The organism is Salinivibrio sp. KP-1 (genome assembly GCF_000968645.1).
Taxonomy (GTDB): domain Bacteria; phylum Pseudomonadota; class Gammaproteobacteria; order Enterobacterales; family Vibrionaceae; genus Salinivibrio; species Salinivibrio siamensis.
This window is the reverse complement of record NZ_LAQR01000001.1, coordinates 295,493-316,841: the sequence shown is the minus strand read 5'-3', so window position 1 is coordinate 316,841 and position 21,349 is coordinate 295,493. Positions and strand designations below refer to the sequence as shown.

Here is a 21,349-nt window from a genome sequence, read left to right as displayed (position 1 = left end):
ATCGGCTCGATCGTTTTGGCGAGATTAGAGAGATTAATGGCGCGGAAAGCGAACCGCTAGTCGTAAGCGCCGTTTTCAAAATCCGTGATCAGTTCATCGTAGCGTCCGGATTGATGCAAGCGCTCTAGCCCTTGATTGAACGCGGAGATGTACTCATCCGTCTGTTCGATTTCTCGACTGATCAGTACATGCAATGAGGTGACACGAAAAGGGCGTGAATGACGAACGATGTTACCACGCGCTTGTTCGTCGAAATGCTTTCTGAGTATTCGCTCGGCAATGAGGCGGTTACTGATGACAATATCGACCCGGCCTCCAATGAGGGCACGAAAGTTTTGTAGTTCGGTGGTCGTGGCTTGATAGTTAATTTGCAATCCGCGTTTTTGCATTTGCTGCAGCATGTATTCGTCAAGGTAACCACGGTTAACACCAAGCTTTATACCTTCCAGATCCGCTTCTTCTTGCCAGTCAAATGCATAGTGCTTTCGGTGATAAAGGTAAACATGCTCAGGAAAGATGGGCGCCGAGTAGGCAAAGTATTTCTCACGTTCCTCTGTGTAGCCCCAAGCCACAGAGCCATCCCAGTAGCCACTTTTTGCCATCACATAGGCGCGTTTCCACGGGAAAAAACCATAGTGAACGCGATAACCACTTAGCGCCGCCGCTTCTTCAACAATATGACTGATAAGGCCTCTGTGTTTGATTTTCACTGACATTAGCGGGGCGAATTCACCGCTAGTAAGGCGGATGATTTTGTCTGTGGCGCCAGCGGTGGGAGTGATCAGCGTCAAAACGATCACGATGAATAGACAATGGCGGCTGAATAGCGTTAACACACGCGCAAACATCTCTTTACCCCGATACACGACCTTTCAACAAGCATAGCCTACCGACGCAGGTCGGCTATCTGTCTGTACGTGATGTTAGCTTATAACGTGAACCAGGATGGTAGAGTAATGCGGCGCTGACCAGCGTTTGCTGACTCCAGGTGCGGCGGTGGAGTAAAAGGCAGGGCTCATCAGACTTCATCGCCAATGCCTCTTTGACTGCTGCTGATGGATTAATCGCTTCGACACTATGCTCAATGGTGTTAACTGGGCACACTGAAGACAAGTACTCATTGGGGGTGGTCTGGTTGAAGTCTTGTTCCAGATAGGCAGGCGCAAGCGCCGGGTTCACCCAGCGCTGCTCGAGCTGGAGCGGTATCTCATCACCGTAGTGGACAATTTCGCTGTAGTAGACGTCGGTGCCTAACATCACACCCAAGCGCATTGCCACATCAACGGGCGCAGAGAGGCGTTTCAATGCATGGATGACGCTGTGATAGTGCTGACCGCGTGCAGTGACTTCATCGGCAATATTGCGAATGTCCATCAACGGTGATTCCGCTTTGGGTTCAGTAACAAACGTGCCTAGCCGCGGCGTGCGTTCGAGTAGCCCATCAGTCACCAAGTCACGAACCGCCTTATTGACCGTCATCCGGCTAACGTTGAATAGATCGCACAGCTCGTATTCGGTGGGGATACGCGTACCAACCGGCCAAACCCGTGTCTCAATTTTTTCTTCAATGTAGGCTTTGATTTGTTGATAACGAGGCGCGTTGGCCATACGGTTTCCTTGTCAAAATTGTGTATACAAATCAGGATTGATGAAGTCTCGCGTAAAATCAAGTGAATGATAGAAAACTTGATTGTTTATCACGCTGATTCTCGCGCAGAAATTATTGTTGGGATGACTTGCATCACAAATGCGGGATCTTCATAATCGTCATTCTACTCGCACTGTGCGGTTACTTACTAATCGCCAAAATACACTTCATGTGCCACTTGGTGTGTGGCACCACTGAGAAGGATTGTTATCAATGCCTCTAATTACTCTCCCTGACGGCAGTCAGCGTGCTTTTGACCATCCGGTTTCTACTTACGATGTCGCCAACGATATTGGTCCAGGCCTTGCTAAAGCTTGCATTGCCGGCCGTGTAAATGGTGAACGTGTTGACGCGTGTGATCTTATCGAGCAAGACGCCCAACTGGAAATCATCACTGCGAAAGACGAAGACGGGTTAGAAATCATTCGCCACTCATGTGCGCATCTTTTAGGTCATGCGATTAAGCAGCTTTTCCCTGACACTAAGATGGCGATTGGCCCAACCATCGACAACGGTTTCTATTACGACATAGACATGGATCGCTCGCTCACCCAGGATGACCTGGACGCCATTGAAAAGCGTATGAAAGAGTTGGCGAAAACTAAATATCAAGTCGTGAAGAAAAACGTGAGCTGGCAAGAGGCGCGCGACACGTTTGAAGCGCGTGGTGAGTCATACAAGATAGAAATCTTGGATGAGAATGTATCACGTGACGACCGTCCGGGCTTGTACCACCACGAAGAATACATTGATATGTGTCGTGGCCCACACGTGCCAAACATGAGCTTTTGTCAGAACTTCAAAGTCCTGAATGTGGCTGGCGCTTACTGGCGTGGGAATAGCGACAACAAAATGCTACAGCGTATCTACGGCACAGCATTTGCTGATAAAAAACAACTTAAAGCACACCTGGTGCGCTTGGAAGAGGCTGCCAAACGTGACCATCGTAAACTGGGTAAGCAACTTGACCTGTATCATATGCAGCAAGAAGCGCCGGGTATGGTCTTCTGGCATCACAACGGCTGGACGATTTTCCGTGAGCTAGAGCAGTTTATTCGTGACAAACTGGCTGAGTATGATTACCAGGAAGTCAAAGGGCCGCTCATTATGGATCGCGTGCTTTGGGAGCGCTCAGGCCATTGGGACAAGTATGCGGATTACATGTTCACGACGAATTCTGAGAACCGTGAATACGCACTCAAGCCAATGAACTGCCCCGGTCATGTCCAGATCTTTAACCAAGGCCTTAAGTCGTACCGTGACCTGCCGTTACGTATGGCTGAGTTCGGCAGTTGTCACCGTAACGAACCATCAGGCGCATTGCATGGTCTGATGCGTGTTCGTGGCTTTACCCAAGATGACGCGCACATTTTCTGTACCCCAGAACAGGTGCAGCAAGAAGTCAGTGCGTGTATCGAGATGGTCTATGAGACCTATCAGACCTTTGGCTTTAACAACATTGAAGTCAAGCTGTCGACACGCCCTGAAACACGTGTTGGCTCCGATGAAATGTGGGATAAAGCCGAGCAAGCCTTGAATGAAGCGTTAACGGCAATGGACATTCCGTTTGAAATTCAAGAAGGTGAGGGCGCATTCTACGGACCTAAGATTGAATTTACCTTGCATGATTGTCTCGATCGTGCATGGCAATGTGGTACAGTGCAGCTTGACTTTGCGTTGCCCGAGCGCCTAAGCGCGACCTATGTAGGGGAAGATAATGAGCGGCACACACCGGTCATGATCCACCGTGCTATCTTGGGCTCACTAGAACGTTTCATCGGTATTCTTATCGAAGAATACGCAGGACATTTCCCCGCGTGGTTATCACCACAACAAGCCGTTGTGATGAATATCACGGATAAACAAGCAGATTACGCGCAAGAGATTGCGAAAAAACTGCAAAAAGCTGGATTTAGAGCCTCTGCGGACTTGAGAAACGAGAAGATTGGCTTTAAAATCCGCGAACACACTTTGAAGCGTGTTCCGTATATGTTGGTTTGTGGTGACCAGGAAATGGAAGCTGGCGAAGTCGCAATACGGACCCGTAAAGGTAAAGATTTGGGTAAAATGAAGATTGATGACTTCTTAGCGCAGTTGCAGCAAGAAGTGCAAGATCGAACACTCAATATTGTGGAGGAATAAGGTATTAAAGGCGCAAGAAAAGCCCCGGCAAAGAAGAACGCTCATCGTCTAAACAACGAAATTCGTGGTGTTAAGGAAGTACGTCTGACTGACGCCGACGGTGAACAAGTGGGTATTGTCCCATTTGATGAAGCACTCGCCAAAGCAGAAGAGGCGACTCTTGACTTGGTAGAGATCAGTCCGAACGCTGAGCCGCCGGTTTGTCGTATTATGGATTACGGCAAATTCCTTTACGAGAAGAGTAAAGCTGCGAAAGAGCAGAAGAAAAAACAAAAGACTATTCAGGTTAAGGAAGTCAAATTCCGTCCTGGCACAGATGTAGGCGACTACCAGGTAAAACTACGCAACCTGGTTCGCTTCATTGAAGAGGGCAATAAGGTCAAGGTCACTATCCGATTCCGCGGTCGCGAAATGGCGCACCAAAGCATCGGTGTTGACGTGCTGAACCGCTTGAAAGAAGACACTGCTGAAATTGCTTCAGTAGAAAGCTTCCCTTCACGCATCGAAGGCCGTCAGATGATCATGGTTCTGGCCCCAAAGAAGAAGTAATTCTGGCTTCCAAGTAACATGCGGCTGCGCCCGTTGGGTGCAGCCGCTTTGTTCGCCAAATTGCTATGTTATTAATACAATGCGGAGTTATTCATCATGTCTAAGATGAAATCCAACAAAGGTGCTGCTAAGCGTTTCAAAAAAACAGCTGGTGGCTTCAAGTACAAGCGTGCAACCAAGCGTCATATCCTGACTAAACGTACTACTAAGAACAAGCGTCAGCTTCGTCCAAATGCGGTTCTTCCTGCGTGCGAAAACGCGCAAGTAGCTCGCATGCTGCCATACGCATAAGTTTTTAGTTTTATTATTTAGTTTAGGAGAGAGACAATGGCTCGCGTAAAACGTGGTGTACAAGCTCGTGCACGTCACAAGAGTGTAATGAAGCAAGCGAAAGGTTACTATGGTGCGCGTTCACGCGTATACCGCGTAGCTTTTCAGGCGGTAACGAAAGCTGGTCAATATGCTTACCGTGACCGTCGCAACAAGAAACGCCAATTCCGTCAACTGTGGATCGCACGTATCAACGCTGCGGCTCGCCAAAACGGTATGTCATACAGCCGTCTGATTAACGGTCTTAAAAAGGCATCTATCGAAATCGATCGTAAGATCCTTGCCGATATCGCGGTATATGACAAAGCAGCATTCTCTGTGCTGGTAGAAAAAGCGAAAGCTTCACTGTAATTTTTACAGTAAAGAATTGCTGAGAAAGGAGAGCTTCGGCTCTCCTTTTTTATTATTTATCACTGCCTAAGTAATTTAACTCTGAGCATGCAAAAGTATTCACTGCTAACGCCTACCCATTACTCGTATCATGATATAGTGTCTGAAAATACCATTAGGGGCATAACGATGAACCAATACGTCTTCTTTTGTCAGCCTAACCACTGTGACCAGTTTACTTACTTGGTCAAGGAAGCCCCCAGCTACCTTGTTGAAAAAGGCACATTGTTAGAGCAGGGAATGATCATTGAAGGGGATGTGATTGTTGCTGATTGTGCGGAGACCGCGATTGAAAAATTTCGCCAGATTAATCTCAATGCGATTGAAGATTACATTCAGCACGATCCTACCGTTGGCTTTACGACCTTTATTATGGAAATGTATCATTCGCTGCGTCGTCGTCTTGGAGCTAAATGATGATTGTCGATATCTATCAAGTTGATGCCTTTAGCGCGTCATTGTTTCAGGGAAACCCGGCAGGGGTGTGTATCTCGGCGTCCATGTTGGATGAAGCAACCATGTTGGCCATTGCCGAGGAAATGGCGGTCTCTGAAAACGCATTTCTTGCTTTAGATACCATGTCCTTACGCTGGTTTACACCGAAAGTTGAAGTCGCACTCTGCGGTCATGGCACACTCGCCACAGCTCATATTTTAGCTGAGCGTGGTGACGTCAAGATAGGTGACAATGTCACTTTTCATACGCAGTCTGGGCCTCTTGATGTGACGATTCAACGCGAGGGTATAGCCATGGCCTTTCCTGTTCCTGAGCTGACAGAAATAACGCCAAATCCACCGCGGCTAGAAGGTTTAGGTTTACGTGGCTCTGATATCCGCACGAGTTATTCTTTTGGCGAAAAAGAGCTATTGGTGGTTGATTCTGAAGACGATGTAAAAGCGCTGTCTCCGGATTTTGCCGCGTTAAATACGCACCCTGGACGTGGCGTGGTGGTGACTGCGGCAAGCTCTGATAATACGGTCGATATTGTCTCTCGCTACTTCGCTCCTTGGGTGGGGGTGAATGAAGATCCCGTGACGGGTTCGGCGCATTGCGCGCTGGCAGTGTATTGGTCACAAGCGTTGAGTAAAAAGCAGCTTATCGGTTATCAAGCATCCGCACGCGGTGGGTGTATCAAGATGACGCTTAGCGAAGACCATGTGTTGCTACAAGGCCAAGCAGTAACCGTATTTAGCGGAACGCTGGATTTAAGTAAGACCTAGCAATAATCAGCGCAACTAAAAAAAGAGGCCAAACGGCCTCTTTTTCAGTGGTGAAGTGGGCGTGTTAAGCCACTTGCACTTGTTGTTGTTCGATTTCTTCACTTGGTGTGGCGCCGGACTCAGCGCCATGCATCCAACGAATCAGCGTGCCGGATAGCGCGAGTAAGATCACACCGGAAATCGCAGCGGTTGCCGCGATACCGCCGAAGATGGCCATAGCGCCATAATCACCCACATGCGAGCCTATGATACCCGCCACATAGTTGGCAATCGCGTTAAAGCCGAACCAAGCACCCATCATCAATGAAGCCAAGCGTAGCGGCGCGAGCTTAGTGACCAAGGATAAACCGATAGGCGAGAGACAAAGTTCGCCTAACGTGTGGAAGAAGAACGCGCCCACCAGCCAAAACATTGACGTTTTCACTGTGGTATCGCCACCTTGCTCTAACACCGCGCCAATCATGCACACAAACCCCAGTGCCAACATAAATAGCGCCATCGCGAACTTCACGGGCGAACTGGGCTCTTTAGGGCCTAGGCGTACCCACAGTGAGGCTGCGATGGGTGCACAGACAATGATGAAGAAAGGATTAAGTGATTGGAACCAAGCCGCCGGTATCTCAAACCCACCAACCATACGGTCCGTATACTCTTGGGTATAAATATTCATCAAGCCACCGGCTTGTTCAAAGCCAGCCCAGAAAATAATGACAAACAAACCCATTAATAAGATGACTTTAAGGCGATCGATTTCTTGCTTCGTCAATGGAGCGTTGGTCTTGGAGTGATTGGCGTCTCGCGCTTGCTGTGCGGCTGGGACTCGACCTATTTCACCTAACCAAGAGTTGGCCATGGTTAGCTGGATCAGCAGGCTGATCACCATACCTACACCGGCGGCGAAAAAGCCATATTGCCAGCCGTAAGCGCTGGTCACAGAGCCCGAGACGAAGCCTGCTAACAATGAGCCAATGTTGATGCCCATATAAAAGATGGTAAACGCACCATCACGACGATGATCGCCTTCATCATAAAGGTCACCAACCATCGTCGAAATGTTGGGTTTTAGCAGGCCACAACCGGTGATGAGCAACGCGAGACCGGCGTATAACGTATGAACAATGTCCAAACCGTATTGTTGAGCAGGAAAAGCTAAGGTGAATTGTCCAATCGCCATCAGTGCACCACCAACGACGACAGCGCGACGTTGGCCAATGAAGTTATCGGCAATCCACCCACCAATCAGCGGCGTGATATAGACGAGGCCAGTGTAGTAGCCATAAAGTTCGAGTGCGTCTTTGGTTGACCAGCCTAAACCACCGTTGATGGTTTGATCGGTCAAATAAAGGACGAGGATGGCACGCATTGCGTAGTAGGAAAAGCGCTCCCAAAGCTCAGTGCCAAAAAGTAAGAACAGTCCCCGAGGGTGACCAAGTATTGTTTTTTGGTTTTCCATAACTATCTAATTATTCGTTGAATGATTGTTGGGTCTGCATGGGGCTAGCCGGGTGCAGGGTGTTGGCGTTAACGCCTTTGTAAAATGGCCTCCTGTATTTTGTAACAAAATATGTAAAACTAGCGTAATGGTTTTTTACCAAAATTAAAAACTATTATTCAAGCCAAATTAGCGTGGATAATAACAGTCTGTCTATTACATGTGGGATATATGACCAGAGCATGCCTGTCACCTATAGTGACGTGACAGGCGTTTGCGTCTTTGCGTGGGATCAAAGGAGAGGGGATTATGTGATAAAGGTCACTCTAGCCGTGTTCAGCGATCAGGCGATGGCTTGACGTAACCACAGGGCAATATCTTCGTACATCACTTGATGACTTTGGTCTGCGTCGGCCCAGCTCATCACAAAGTGGTAAAGTTTTTCCGGGTGGTAGGCTTGTCCGACCAATTGATTAGCCAGGGTTTCTAGCGGGCCTGGCGTTAAACTATCAGTGAATAACTGGCAATCGATGATTTCTCCATGTTTCACATCCAAGTGCAGCTCAACGCCTCCCCATTCAAAACGCTCATCAAAGGTATGCATGAACTGCGGGCTGTTACCGAAATTCCACGCCCAACTGCACTGTTTTTCATAAATCGCGTCAAACCCCTCGACATCGGGCTTGGCGTCGGGAGAAATATACTCAATCTCAGTGGTATGGCCATAATGGCGGAAAAAGGCGGTTTTAATCGCGTCACACACGCGTTGGTGATCAACGTCTGGGACAAAGTCAGCGATATTGGCCACGCGGGCACGTACAGATGAAATCCCCTTGGCTTGTAGCTTTTTAGGATCAGGGTTGAGGTAGTCACCCAGTCGCGACAAGTTGGCATTAATCAAGAGCGTACCATGGTGAAAGCCGCGATCTTTGGCCTCTTTGTAGGCTGAGCCCGATACTTTTCTTGGGCCGTCGGGTGTATCCATGGTGAGGTCATTTCGGCCACTGGCTGAGGCACTGATCCCGAGCGTTTTCAGGGCATCGAGTACAATTTGCGTTGATACTGATTTATCATAACCTGGTTTACCCGCCATAAAGGTAAAATTGGTGTTGCCCAAATCGTGAAACACCGCGCCACCGCCGCTTTGTCTCCTCGCCAACACTACGGCATCTTGTTCCATTTTGCGCGTATTACACTCGCGCCATGGGTTCTGTCCGCGTCCAATGACCACCGTATTGTCATTACGCCAGAGGAACAGGACGTTCTGCTGCGAGGACATGGTTCGAAATATGGTGTCCTCCACGGCGAGGTTGAACCAAGGGTGAGTCGACGTCGAAACAAACACACGTAAGGGACGACTGGTGTCTTGCATACTGGCTCCAATTGTTCGGGAAACAAGTTATTAGGGAAACGCGGTCGGAGGCCAAGTAGAGAGTGGCCACACAAGCTTGTTTGGCAATATAGGCGCTAGAATACCAAACAATGCTTAGCGAGTTATTCGATCAACGCCCATATGCTCGATTTTTACTGGATTGAAGCGCTGAATGACCAATCTACCACCAAAATGACGCCCCTTGTGACCGGATGGCAAGGAAAAATCGCGTAAATGCTGTTTAGCGTTTGGCATTAGTCGTGGCATTAATTAGTATGTAAGGTCAATTTATTACCTGTTCTCTCAGTCAATTGGCATTGAGGCGTATTATTGAGGCGACTCTGTCAGTTTGCTTAGACAATGGGTGAAACCATGATGTCAGCAGGTATTGTCACGCACCTACCTGATTTGGACTGCCCAACGGGTCGACGAGGAAACAATGCAACAATTAGAAGAAATTCTTGCGAATGCAACCAGTGCGGTGGCCGATGCCGCCTCTGTGGCTGCATTGGATGAAGTCCGGGTTAAATTCCTAGGAAAGAAAGGCGAGCTAACCGCACAATTACAGGCGTTGGGCAAACTGCCACCGGAAGAGCGCCGCGAAGCGGGTCAAAAGATTAACCAAGCGAAGCAAACCGTACAACAAGCGATTGCTGAGCGTAAAAATGCGCTTGAGCGCGCCGAGTTGGAAGCGAAGCTTGCCGCAGAAACCATTGATGTAAGCTTGCCGGGCCGTCGTATTGAAAACGGTGGTATTCACCCCGTGACGCGTACCATTGAACGTATTGAGCAATTTTTCGGTGAATTGGGCTTCTCTGTCGCTTCTGGGCCAGAGGTTGAAGACGGTTTTCATAACTTTGATGCGCTGAATATCGCCCCAGATCATCCTGCACGTACCGATCACGATACTTTCTTCTTTAACCCTGATTTGATGTTGCGTACGCATACCTCTGGCGTACAAATTCGTACCATGGAAGCGGGTAAACCTCCATTCCGTATTATTGCCCCCGGTCGCGTTTATCGTAATGACTACGACCAAACGCATACCCCGATGTTCCACCAAGTGGAAGGGTTATTGGTCGATAAAGACATCACCTTCGCTGATCTCAAAGGGATCCTCAACGACTTCTTACGTAACTTTTTCGAGGAAGATCTGGAAGTGCGTTTCCGCCCCTCTTACTTCCCGTTCACAGAGCCCTCTGCTGAAGTTGATGTACGCCGCAAAGGCGGAAAATGGCTCGAGATCTTAGGCTGCGGCATGGTTCACCCGAATGTACTACGTGCGGTGAATATCGATCCAGAGGAATATCAAGGCTTTGCCTTTGGTATTGGCGTAGAGCGCCTAACCATGCTGCGTTATGGCGTGAATGATCTCCGTGCGTTCTTTGAGAACGATTTGCGCTTTTTGAAACAATTTAAGTAATCAGTGGGGCAAGGTAATAATGAAATTCAGTGAATCTTGGTTGAGAGAGTGGGTAAACCCAGCAAACGACACCGACGCGCTTGCCCATCAGATCACCATGGCCGGCCTCGAAGTCGATGAAATTGCACCCGTTGCTGGCGACTTTAGTGGTGTGGTTGTGGGCGAAGTGGTTGAGTGTGGCCAGCATCCAGATGCAGACAAGCTGCGTGTCACCAAAATCAATGTCGGCGAAGATGAATTGCTTGATATCGTTTGTGGTGCACCAAACTGTCGTCAAGGCCTGAAAGTCGCGGTCGCAATGGTTGGTGCGGTATTGCCAGGTGACTTCAAAATAAAAAAAGCGAAGCTGCGTGGTCAACCGTCTTTCGGCATGCTGTGCTCATTTACTGAGCTAGGGATTGATGTCGAATCTGACGGCATTATCGAGCTGCCTGCCGATGCACCGATTGGTGCTGATATCCGTGACTACCTCGCACTAAACGATGTAACCATCGATGTCGACTTAACCCCGAACCGTGCTGATTGCTTGAGCCTGCGTGGTTTGGCGCGTGAAGTCGGCGTATTGAACCGCACTGATGTCACCGAGCCGACCATCACTCCGGTCGCTGCCAGCATTGAAGATAAGGTATCCGTGCGTATTGATGCACCACAAGCGTGCCCACGTTATTTAGGGCGTGTGGTAAAAAATGTGGATCTTAATGCCCAGACCCCGCTGTGGATGCAAGAGAAACTGCGCCGCAGTGGCATTCGCGCTATCGACCCTGTGGTGGATGTCACTAACTATGTGATGCTTGAGCAAGGTCAGCCGATGCATGCCTTTGATCTTAGCAAGCTTGAGGGTGGCATTGTGGTGCGTATGGCAAAAGAGGGCGAAACGCTCACATTGCTCGATGGCAACGAAGCAACACTCAATGCGCAAACCTTGGTCATTGCCGATGAGAAAAAAGCCTTGGCGATGGCCGGAATTTTTGGCGGGCAAGACTCTGGCGTCACCACAGACACGCAAGATATCTTACTCGAATCGGCGTTTTTTGCCCCTGATGTGATCCGCGGCCGTGCACGTAGCTATGGGCTACACACAGACTCCTCTCACCGTTTTGAGCGTGGTGTCGACCCAGCTTTACAAGCAGCGGCGATGGAGCGGGCGACTGAACTGCTATTGGCGATTTGTGGTGGTGAAGCGGGAGATATTGTTACCGCTGAGTCGGCAGAAACACTCCCCACTCGTGACACCGTCACTCTCCGTCGAGAGAAGTTAGATGGCCTATTGGGTCATTCTATCGATAACAGTGATGTACAAGCCATTTTGTCTCGCCTTGGCTGTGCGGTAACGGAAACCGAGAAAGGGTGGCAAGCAACGGCACCTAGCTGGCGTTTTGATATTGCCATTGAGCAGGATTTGATTGAGGAAGTCGGGCGTATTTACGGCTACGACAACATTCCAACCCGTGCGCCTAAAGCGGCACTGACGATGCGCGAATACAAAGAAGCAGCGATGCCACTGAAACGTGTCCGCGATTTGTTGGTTGACCGTGGCTTCCACGAGGCGATTACCTACAGCTTTGTTGAACCTAAACAGCAAGCGCTGATTGTTCCGGATGTTGAGCCGCTGATCCTGCCAAGCCCAATCTCTGCAGATATGTCAGCCATGCGCCTGAGCTTGCTTCCTGGGCTTTTAAACACGGTTGCCTATAACCAAAAGCGTCAGCAGCCTCGGGTGCGTCTGTTTGAATTTGGTTTACGCTTTACCCCGGAAAGCGAGGTCGGTGGTGCCGTTCGTCAATCGAGCATTCGCCAAGAAAGCATGCTTGCGGGGGTGATTGCAGGTCCTGGCAGTGAAGAGCATTGGGATCTGGCGAGCGCGACCGTTGACTTTTTTGATTTGAAAGGCGACCTAGAAGCGGTACTGGAACTCACAGGCAAGTTGAAAGACTTCCGTTTCGTGTCAGCCTCTCATCCTGCCATGCACCCAGGTCAAACCGCCGCGATAGCGTTTGACGGCAAAGTGGTGGGTCACATTGGTACCCTGCACCCTGAACTTGAGCGTGAGTTTGGCTTAAATGGCCGAACGGTGGTGTTTGAGCTAGAGTGGCAGGCCATTGACGAACGCTTTATTCCCGAAGCGGCAGGACTGTCTAAATTCCCTGCTAACCGCCGGGATATCGCGGTGATTGCTGATCAATCGCTTGCTTCTGGCGATGTGGTGGACGCATGTTTGCAAAGCGGCAACCCCTTGCTTAAGGACGCACAGCTTTTCGACCTTTACACCGGCAAAGGTGTGGAAGAGGGCAAGAAGAGCTTGGCGATCGCACTGACCTTGCAATCTGATTCGCGCACGCTTGAGGAAGCCGATATCAGTGAAGCCGTGTCTGGTGTTGTCAGCTATTTATCAGAGAAATTAGGCGTTACCTTGCGTGACTAACCTAACGTCATCCCAAAAAGCAGCGGAAACGCTGCTTTTTTTATGCCTAAATGGCCTAACATCTATCCATTTGAAAAACTGAATAAATTCACTATATTTGATGAGAAAGCGTTCAGATATTGATAAAAAAGCCTAATATTAAGCAGCTTAGCCGTCTATTGACTATGCTGGTTGAGAAAACCCTTGTAACATCTTGGTTTGAAAGGTCAATTTTTTGGACATTGTTCGTGCTTTTTTAATGTAAAAAAGTTGGCGCAAATCAGCCAGTTGGCATACACTTGTTTTGAGCTGGCCTTCAAATATCCCTAAAATACAAGGGCTAAAGGCGTATGGGCCAAGTGTAGAATGGTGGTGTCGATACTGCGGTATTGCATATGTGTTCAACAATTCTTGAGGGAAAAACCTATGGCGCTCACTAAGGCCGATTTGGCTGAGAACCTGTTTGAAAATATCGGGATTAGCAAACGGGACGCCAAGGAGACAGTCGAAGCGTTTTTCGAAGAGGTTCGGAAGGCGCTCGAAAGTGGCGAACAGGTCAAGTTATCAGGGTTTGGTAACTTCGACTTGCGAGACAAGAATGAACGTCCCGGTCGAAATCCTAAAACAGGGGAAGATATTCCGATCACGGCGCGCCGCGTGGTGACATTTAGACCGGGCCAAAAACTCAAAGCGCGAGTTGAAAACGCAGACGTTGAAGAATAACGCTGTGTGACCCCGATAGTGGTGACGACACCACACTAGAAAGCCGTGTGCCGATGCGCCACGGCTTTTTAATTTGTCTATACATGATCACATTGTGAGGGGAAAATCCTGGGTTTATTGGTTATCTCGCTGTAACGTTTTGTTGTCTAGTTGTAATAAAAGGAAGCATTATGCTGACAGCACGCCCAGGTGCCTTTATTGATGCCGCATTGACTGCACCTCATGCTTTTACCCCAGACTCATGGCGAGTAGGCTCGCTTACCTTCAATCACAGTGCCCCCGGTATTATTTCGATACAGCCCGATGTCGCCAAGGTTTCGCGTTGCGTCGTATTGTCTTCAGGTATTCACGGTGACGAAACCGCGCCCATTGAGCTCATTGACAGTCTTCTTGCCGATATAATGTCAGAGACATTTACCCCCAATGTGCCGCTATTACTGATTATTGGCCATGCCGAAGCGATTAAAGCGCACACTCGTTTTATTGAAGATAACCTCAACCGCTTATTCGGAGGCTGGAATGAGGAAAAAAACGAAGAGCACTACCTAGCCAATCAGTTGCAACAAGCGGTAAACGATTTCTTTTCTGCTCAACCGGACAGTATGACTCGTTGGCATCTTGACTTACACAGTGCCATTCGCGAGTCCTATCATTATATGTTTGGCGTGATCCCAACGACGCCAACCCAAAAGGATGTACGTTCATTGGCGGCATTACTCAATGACGCCAAAATGGATGCGACTATTCTGTCTCAATCACCATCACCGACTTTCAGTTGGTATAGTGCCAACCACCATGATGCACTGGCTGCAACCTTAGAAATGGGCCGTGTCGCGCCTTTGTTTGAAAATGATATGCGAGAGTACGAGCCACTTGATCGCACCTTACGAGGCTTACTCAAAGCCGCTACGTTGCCGACTGAATTAGCGCCGATGCGCTTTTATCGTGTGACCCGAACCTTGACCAAGCACACGGAGCAATTTGCCCTCACGTTCCCTTCATCAGCTAAAAACTTCACACCGTTCGAGAAGGGGGCATTATTGGCCACCGACAAGGGACAAGAAATCTATGCCGAGCATGAGGGGGAAGTGGTGATCTTTCCCAATGCCAATGTCCACCTAGGTCATCGGGCTGGATTACTCGCCACGCCCTTTGACCCTAATGTCAATCAGCCACTCTTTGTGCACGCACCACAAAAAGCCTCGGCGTAGCGCTTTTCAAGCTGGCAATCAGTCGGTAAAGTGCGTCACAGTATTGGTTTAATGGATGACGCATGCGAGTGTCAGAACTCACCGCCCGCCAACAGAGCCGTTGGCGGCGCGCGTTACTTACTTTCTCGGCTTTACTGCTGTTGGTGTGTGGGCTTGCGCTGAGTGTGGGCGAGATATGGATCAATCCGTTCGCGCCTGACTCAATATTAGAGCAGCAGTTACTCTTACAGCTTCGCCTCCCTCGTGTACTGGTCAGTGTGATGATAGGGGCCTCACTGGCAATGGCCGGGGCAAGCCTACAAGTGCTATTGGGTAACCCACTCGCGGAGCCCGGTGTCTTAGGCATTTCCGGTGGCGCAAGCATTGCTGTGGTCTTACTGTTATTACTCGCACCAGCTTGGGCGTCGAGTGGCAGTATGGCGGTCACTGCCATGCTGGGCGCGAGCTTGTTTACCTTTATATTAGTGATATTAGCCCGTCGCGCTCTAGCGACGGCACGCATTTTATTGGTCGGTGTTGCTCTGAGCATTTTGGCGGGGGCAGGCGTTACCTTGGCCTTTTATTTCAGTACTGACTTTAATTTGCGCCAGTTAATGGTCTGGTTAATGGGATCACTGTCCGGCATGCGATTGGAGCATGTGGGTATACTGACAATGACCTTACCTTGCATTGCGGTATTGTGGCGATACGGACATAAGCTTGACCAGCTTATGCTAGGAGAGTCTCAGGCGCAGCAGTTAGGGCTAGATACACATCAACTACGTTGGCAATTGATCGCCTTAATTAGCGTTTTGGTCGGGGTATCTGTGGCTGTTGCGGGTGTTATTGGCTTTATTGGCCTCATTGTTCCGCATTACTTACGCCTGTGGCTTGGTAGCCGCAACCGTACCTTGTTGCCCATGTCTGCGTTGGCAGGGGCGCTATTATTGGTCAGCGCCGACACCGTTGGTCGACTTATCCTTCCCTCAGCGGAACTTCCGGTGGGGGTGGTCACCAGTGTGCTTGGTGCCCCATTATTTATTTGGATGTTGGTGAGGGCGGGATGATCGTTCACGCTAAAGATTTGAGCTTATCGCCACGTTTACTACCGATGTCCTTATCGGTTGATGCCGGGCAAGTGGTACACCTTATCGGTCCCAACGGAAGTGGCAAAAGCACCTTACTGGAACTCTTGTCGGGCTTGGAAGTGCCGCAATCGGGGAGTGTTTGGCTGCAAGGCCAACCCGTATCAGGACAAACCCGATACGATTTGGCGCAAGTGCGGGGATACCTAATGCAACAACAGCGCCCTGCGTTTGTCATGGCGGTATTTGAATACCTCAATCTCGTGCTCGATAGTGTGCAATTGGCAACCGGTGAGATTCGAGACAAGACGGTCGCGGACGTGGTGTCTCGTTTGGCCATCAGCGACAAGCTCCACCGAAGAATAGACAGCTTATCGGGCGGAGAGTGGCAACGGGTGCGATTGGCGGGCGTCATGTTGCAAGTTTCAAAGGCGTTAAATCCACATGCGCGTTTGCTTTTGCTTGACGAGCCGTCAACCGGACTTGATGTCGCGCAACAGGAAGTGATTTACCAAGAAATGACCGCCTTGGCGCGAGAGCAGGAAATCGCAGTTATCATGGCGAATCACGACTTAAACCGCACCCTAGAGCACGCGGATACGGTTGTGGTGCTTAAACAAGGTCGTGTTGTGTCACTAGGCCCACCGAAAGCGGTATTGACGGATCAGCTGCTCTCAGATGTTTTTGCCACGCCACTGGAACAGGTATCAACCGCCAATGGCCCAGTGATCATGCGCGCGTCCTCGGCATGAGTTTGAACGTTTTGACCTAACTTTCGCTGTCGTCGTTCTCAATCACGTTAAGCTTGGCGCGAATAAACTCGGCATGATCGACATAAAGCAGCTCGGCGGTTTTACGGATCACCGCTTCCTCGAGCGGATCAATGTTCTCATCGGCATACGCGACTGACCACATCGCCTCGATTAACGCTATCCGGGCTTTTGGGTCAAGGTCGCGTAATTTATCCGTATATTCATACAGCGAGGTCGCATGCTCGCTGTGTTGTCTCGCCTCCTCAAGTAATTGCTCGGCTTGTGTCACGTCGAGTGATAGCAACTGGCAAATACGGTTGCGTTTGGTTGTTCTCTCTCGCTCATCAATATCGTGATCGGCCATCGCCACTTCACTTAATAGCCCCGCCATCGCTTGGTGAAGGGATAGCCCGGATTGCTTACCGTGTTGACCGGTTTCAGCGGCGAGGGCGGATTCGAGTTTTTTAAAAAGCTGTTTTAGCATGGCTGCTCTCCCAAACTGCGGGGTTTGTTGGCCGTCATTATGCGTTTATACGCGACGAACGGCCAATGCGTTTACTTTACGCTGCCACGTTGGTGGTGAGCGCGTGGCTGGCGCGACTTTGATTCTTTTTACTTTGTGATAGGATGCGACACCAATCAACCTTATTTATCGGCTGTGACACTGATAAACGCCTTAAAAGATTAAGCAGTAAGCAGGAATCGCCTTGAGTTCACGTCATCACAACACGCCAGAGACACTGTTTGCAGCGCTAAACGATTGTATGCTGCAAGACCGTTTTCGTTTTAAAAAGCGCATCCATGGCGCGCAAAAAATCAAAAAAGACGACGCCAAACAGGCAGTGTACGATCAAATTGCCGCTGAAATGGCGCAGAGTATGCAGCGTTTGTTATCGCGGCAAGCCAGTACGCCAACCGTTCGCTATCCAGAAGAATTGCCAGTTAGTCAGAAGAAAGATGACATTGCCGAGGCAATCGCGAATAACCAAGTCGTGATCATTGCGGGGGAAACAGGCTCAGGCAAAACCACTCAGCTGCCCAAAATCTGTATGGAGCTTGGGCTAGGCGTCGCCGGTACCATAGGCCACACTCAGCCACGTCGCTTGGCTGCGCGCTCGGTCGCCTCACGGATTGCTGAAGAGCTTGACGTCGAGTTAGGCAGTAGCGTCGGCTATAAAGTACGTTTTAATGACAAAGTCTCAGAGGCGACGCAAGTCAAACTGATGACGGACGGGATCTTGTTGGCCGAAATCCAGCACGATCGGTATCTGAATCAGTACGATTGCATCATTATCGATGAAGCGCACGAGCGCAGCTTGAATATCGACTTTATTCTCGGCTATTTGCGCGAGTTATTGCCCAAGCGCCCCGATCTCAAAGTCATCATTACCTCGGCAACCATCGATCCTGAACGTTTTTCTAAGCATTTCAATAATGCCCCCATGATTGAGGTGTCTGGCCGTACTTATCCGGTGGAAGTGCGCTACCGCCCCTTGGTGGAAGAGGACGATAGCGATCGTGACCAGCTGGAAGCGATCAGCGATGCGGTCGATGAGCTGTGCCTTGAAGGGCCGGGTGATATCCTGATTTTCATGAACGGTGAGCGTGAAATCCGCGACACCGCCGATTACCTTCAGCGCCGTCAACTGCGCGATACCGAAATTTTACCCTTATACGCGCGGCTTTCTGCAGGCGAGCAAAATCGTGTATTTCAATCTCACTCGGGGCGCCGGATTGTACTGGCCACCAACGTCGCCGAGACCTCGCTAACCGTTCCGGGTATTAAGTATGTGATTGACCCTGGTACGGCGCGGATTTCTCGCTATAGCTACCGGACCAAGGTGCAGCGACTGCCGATTGAGCCTATTTCACAGGCGAGTGCTAACCAGCGTAAAGGGCGCTGTGGCCGTGTGTCGGAAGGCATTTGTGTGCGTCTGTATAGCGAAGAGGACTTTTTAGGCCGTCCTGAATTTACCGATCCAGAAATTCTGCGGACAAATCTGGCCTCAGTGATCCTGCAAATGACGGCATTAGGGCTCGGAGATATTCAAGCTTTCCCGTTCGTTCAGCCGCCTGATAGCCGTCATATCAAAGATGGTGTCCGTTTGCTCGAAGAGCTGGGGGCGATCAAGCCCGGCCAAGCCACCGATAAACGCAAGCTGACCGCGATTGGTAAAACCTTGGCCAAACTGCCGATTGACCCGCGTTTGGCTCGTATGGTGATTGAGGCGCCCAAGCATGGTGCCTTAAATGAGGTGATGGTAATTGCCGCGGCCTTGGCAATCCAAGATCCGCGTGAGCGTCCAGCGGATAAGCAGCAACAAGCGGATGAAAAACATCGTCGTTTTGCCGATAAAGAATCGGACTTTTTGGCCTATGTAAACCTTTGGGATTACGTCAAAGAGCAGCAAAAAGCGCTATCGAATAACCAGTTCCGTAAACAGTGTAAAAAAGACTATCTCAATTACTTGCGCGTGCGAGAGTGGCAAGATGTTCACTATCAAATCACCCAAGTGATGAAAGAGCAGAATGCGCAATTCAATCAAGAGCCTGCCAGTTATCAGGCGATTCACATGGCGCTGCTCGCCGGGCTATTAAGTCACATTGGGCTGAAAGACCAAGAAAAAAATGAATACCAAGGCGCACGAAATGCACGGTTCCATATTTTCCCTGGATCTGGTCTTTTCAAAAAGCAGCCTAAATGGGTGATGGTTGCCGAACTGGTTGAAACCTCGAAACTCTGGGGGCGAATTGTCGCGCGTATCCAGCCTGAATGGGTGGAGCCACTGGCGCAGCATTTGATTAAGCGCAGCTACAGTGAGCCACATTGGTCACGCAAGCAAGCGGCTGTCATGGCCAGTGAGAAGGTCACGCTATACGGGATCCCGATTGTCGCGAGTCGTAAAGTCAATTATAGCACCATCGATCCGGTGCTTAGCCGTGAGCTGTTTATCCGTTCGGCATTGGTTGAAGGGGATTGGCAAACCAAGCATGCCTTTTTCCGCCAAAACCAAAAGCTGTTGGCGGAAGTGGAGGAGCTTGAGCTCAAATCTCGCCGGCGCGATATTTTGGCAGACGACGATACCTTGTTCGACTTTTACGATCAGCGCCTCGATCACAGTGTGGTCAGTGGGCGTCACTTCGATACCTGGTGGAAAAAGGCACGTCAAGACAATCCCGACCTGCTCAACTTTGAAAAAGCCATGCTATTGCAAGGGGACGCCAGCCATGTCACAGAACTGGATTACCCTAACTTTTGGTATCAAGGCAACTTGAAGCTCAAGCTGAGCTACCAATTCGAACCGGGCCAAGACCATGATGGGGTAACGGTGCACATCCCGTTGCCGATCCTTAATCAGGTGTCAGAAGAAGGCTTTGATTGGCACGTCCCCGGGCTACGTCACGAGCTAATTGTCGCGCTGATTAAATCGCTGCCTAAACCGTTACGACGTAACTTTGTTCCAGCGCCAAACTATGCCGATGCAATTTTACAGCGGGTCACGCCCATGGAAGCGCCCTTGCTCGATAGCATGGAGAAAGCCCTAAAGCAGATGTCCGGTGTCACCATTGATCGTGATAGTTGGAACTTCAGTCAGCTTCCCGAGCATTTGCGTATCCAGTTCCGTGTAGTCGATGATAAAAATCGCATTTTGGCCGAAAGCGAAGACTTAAATGCGCTTAAAGTCTCACTGAAAGACAAAGTACAAGCGACCTTATCGGATGTAGCAGATGATGACATTGAGCAGCAAGGGCTTACCCAATGGAGCTTTGGGGCATTGCCTCAGCGTTATCAGCAGAAAAAGCATGGCTTTGAAGTCAAAGCCTATCCTGCCTTGGTGGATGAAAAAGACAGTGTTGCCATTCGTCTGTTCGAAACCGAAGATCAACAACATAAAGCCATGCAAGCGGGGCAGCGTCGGCTTATCTTGCTCAATGTGCCATCACCGATTAAATATCTGCATGCACACTTGCCCAACAAGTCCAAATTGGGACTCTATTTCAATCCGTATGGTCGCGTGTTGGATTTAATTGATGATTGCATCGCTTGCGGGATCGATAAGCTTATCGAGCAACACGGTGGCTTAACCTGGGAGGCGCAGGCATTCGAATCGCTTAAAGAGACGGTGCGTGCTGAGCTAGGCGATACCGTGGTGGAGATAGCGCAACAGGTCGAGCAAATATTGACGCACGCGTTCAATATCAACAAAAAGCTCAAAGGCAAAGTGGATCTTTCCATGGCGTTTGCGATGTCGGATATCAAAGCCCAACTAGAAGGGCTTATCTACAAAGGCTTTGCCACCGAATCAGGTTGGCAGCGGCTGCCTGATATTCTTCGCTACATGAAAGCGATCGAGCGACGATTGGAAAAGCTGCCTGTGGATCCAACCCGCGATCGCAACCACATGCTCAAAATTGAATCTGTGATGAATGAGTACAAGGCGTTGCTGAACAAGCTGCCTAAAGGAAAGCCTGTGCCTGATGAGGTGAAAGCGATTCGTTGGATGATTGAAGAGCTTCGAGTGAGCTACTTTGCGCAACAACTCGGCACGCCTTACCCTGTTTCGGATAAGCGGATTAAAAACGCCATTGCGGCGGTTTAAATGCGGCAAGCTTATGCCGCTACGGATTAGATGAAGACGGGTAAAACGTCGATGTGAGATAATTTATATAAATATCAATAAATAATCAAAA

18 protein-coding genes are annotated in these 21,349 nt (G+C 49.7%); 13 read left to right on the top strand and 5 right to left on the bottom strand.

The window, feature by feature from the left end; translation table 11 throughout:
• Positions 1–56: 56 nt before the first annotated feature.
• A complete protein-coding gene (locus WN56_RS01370) occupies positions 57–848 on the bottom strand; it encodes an ABC transporter substrate-binding protein (protein WP_046073263.1) in 792 nt (263 codons plus the stop codon).
• Positions 849–903: 55 nt separating this feature from the next.
• Positions 904–1,608 carry a histidine utilization repressor gene (gene hutC / locus WN56_RS01365; protein WP_046073262.1) on the bottom strand — a complete coding sequence of 235 codons (705 nt, stop codon included), beginning with the start codon at positions 1,606–1,608 and terminating at the stop codon, positions 904–906.
• A 253-nt stretch (positions 1,609–1,861) separates the two neighbouring features.
• On the opposite strand from hutC, the gene thrS reads away from it, so the two are divergent.
• From thrS to WN56_RS01335, 6 genes are all read left to right on the top strand, one after another.
• Entirely contained in the window at positions 1,862–3,790 is a 1,929-nt protein-coding gene (thrS, locus tag WN56_RS01360) for a threonine--tRNA ligase (RefSeq protein WP_046073261.1), read from the top strand.
• Between the two features lie 3 nt (positions 3,791–3,793).
• Positions 3,794–4,339, top strand: coding sequence for a translation initiation factor IF-3 (infC, locus tag WN56_RS01355; protein WP_077459463.1), 546 nt, complete (start codon positions 3,794–3,796; stop codon positions 4,337–4,339).
• Between the two features lie 96 nt (positions 4,340–4,435).
• The gene (gene rpmI, locus WN56_RS01350; RefSeq protein WP_025673304.1) at positions 4,436–4,630 is read left to right on the top strand and encodes a 50S ribosomal protein L35; all 195 of its coding nucleotides are present in this window, start codon (positions 4,436–4,438) and stop codon (positions 4,628–4,630) included.
• A gap of 36 nt (positions 4,631–4,666) precedes the next feature.
• On the top strand, positions 4,667–5,020 hold the full coding sequence (rplT, locus tag WN56_RS01345) for a 50S ribosomal protein L20 (RefSeq protein WP_025673305.1): 354 nt from the start codon (positions 4,667–4,669) through the stop codon (positions 5,018–5,020).
• Positions 5,021–5,188: 168 nt separating this feature from the next.
• Positions 5,189–5,476 carry a hypothetical protein gene (locus WN56_RS01340; protein ID WP_046073259.1) on the top strand — a complete coding sequence of 96 codons (288 nt, stop codon included), beginning with the start codon at positions 5,189–5,191 and terminating at the stop codon, positions 5,474–5,476.
• Positions 5,476–6,279, top strand: coding sequence for a PhzF family phenazine biosynthesis protein (locus WN56_RS01335; protein ID WP_046073258.1), 804 nt, complete (start codon positions 5,476–5,478; stop codon positions 6,277–6,279). The genes WN56_RS01340 and WN56_RS01335 overlap by 1 nt, the downstream gene beginning before the upstream one ends.
• Positions 6,280–6,343: 64 nt before the next feature.
• Here WN56_RS01335 and WN56_RS01330 read toward each other — a convergent pair whose 3' ends face one another.
• Together WN56_RS01330 and WN56_RS01325 are read right to left on the bottom strand one after the other, a co-directional pair.
• The gene (locus WN56_RS01330) at positions 6,344–7,732 is read right to left on the bottom strand and encodes a peptide MFS transporter (protein WP_046073257.1); all 1,389 of its coding nucleotides are present in this window, start codon (positions 7,730–7,732) and stop codon (positions 6,344–6,346) included.
• Between the two features lie 322 nt (positions 7,733–8,054).
• Complete coding sequence (locus tag WN56_RS01325; protein WP_046073256.1) at positions 8,055–9,083, bottom strand: lipoate--protein ligase; 1,029 nt, start codon at positions 9,081–9,083, stop codon at positions 8,055–8,057.
• Between the two features lie 439 nt (positions 9,084–9,522).
• Between WN56_RS01325 and pheS the strand changes: the two genes are divergently transcribed.
• The 6 genes from pheS to btuD all read left to right on the top strand — a co-directional run bounded on the left by pheS (position 9,523) and on the right by btuD (position 16,657).
• Positions 9,523–10,506: a phenylalanine--tRNA ligase subunit alpha gene (gene pheS, locus WN56_RS01320; RefSeq protein WP_046073255.1), complete on the top strand. Its 984-nt coding sequence runs from the start codon at positions 9,523–9,525 to the stop codon at positions 10,504–10,506.
• A 19-nt stretch (positions 10,507–10,525) separates the two neighbouring features.
• Positions 10,526–12,928: a phenylalanine--tRNA ligase subunit beta gene (gene pheT / locus WN56_RS01315; RefSeq protein ID WP_046073254.1), complete on the top strand. Its 2,403-nt coding sequence runs from the start codon at positions 10,526–10,528 to the stop codon at positions 12,926–12,928.
• Between the two features lie 405 nt (positions 12,929–13,333).
• Positions 13,334–13,630 carry an integration host factor subunit alpha gene (gene ihfA / locus WN56_RS01310; RefSeq protein ID WP_046073253.1) on the top strand — a complete coding sequence of 99 codons (297 nt, stop codon included), beginning with the start codon at positions 13,334–13,336 and terminating at the stop codon, positions 13,628–13,630.
• Positions 13,631–13,800: 170 nt separating this feature from the next.
• A complete protein-coding gene (locus tag WN56_RS01305; protein ID WP_046073252.1) occupies positions 13,801–14,841 on the top strand; it encodes a succinylglutamate desuccinylase in 1,041 nt (346 codons plus the stop codon).
• A gap of 62 nt (positions 14,842–14,903) precedes the next feature.
• A complete protein-coding gene (gene btuC / locus WN56_RS01300) occupies positions 14,904–15,887 on the top strand; it encodes a vitamin B12 ABC transporter permease BtuC (RefSeq protein ID WP_046073251.1) in 984 nt (327 codons plus the stop codon).
• Positions 15,884–16,657, top strand: a complete 774-nt coding sequence (gene btuD / locus WN56_RS01295; protein WP_052707987.1) for a vitamin B12 ABC transporter ATP-binding protein BtuD — start codon at positions 15,884–15,886, stop codon at positions 16,655–16,657. The genes btuC and btuD overlap by 4 nt, the downstream gene beginning before the upstream one ends.
• Before the next feature lie 16 nt (positions 16,658–16,673).
• Here the strand turns inward: btuD and WN56_RS01290 are convergent, their stop codons facing one another.
• Positions 16,674–17,141 carry a TerB family tellurite resistance protein gene (locus tag WN56_RS01290; protein WP_046073250.1) on the bottom strand — a complete coding sequence of 156 codons (468 nt, stop codon included), beginning with the start codon at positions 17,139–17,141 and terminating at the stop codon, positions 16,674–16,676.
• A 280-nt stretch (positions 17,142–17,421) separates the two neighbouring features.
• Between WN56_RS01290 and hrpA the strand changes: the two genes are divergently transcribed.
• Positions 17,422–21,258 (top strand): ATP-dependent RNA helicase HrpA, encoded by a 3,837-nt coding sequence (hrpA, locus tag WN56_RS01285; RefSeq protein ID WP_046073810.1) that lies wholly within the window; start codon positions 17,422–17,424, stop codon positions 21,256–21,258.
• The last annotated feature ends 91 nt before the right edge of the window (positions 21,259–21,349 follow it).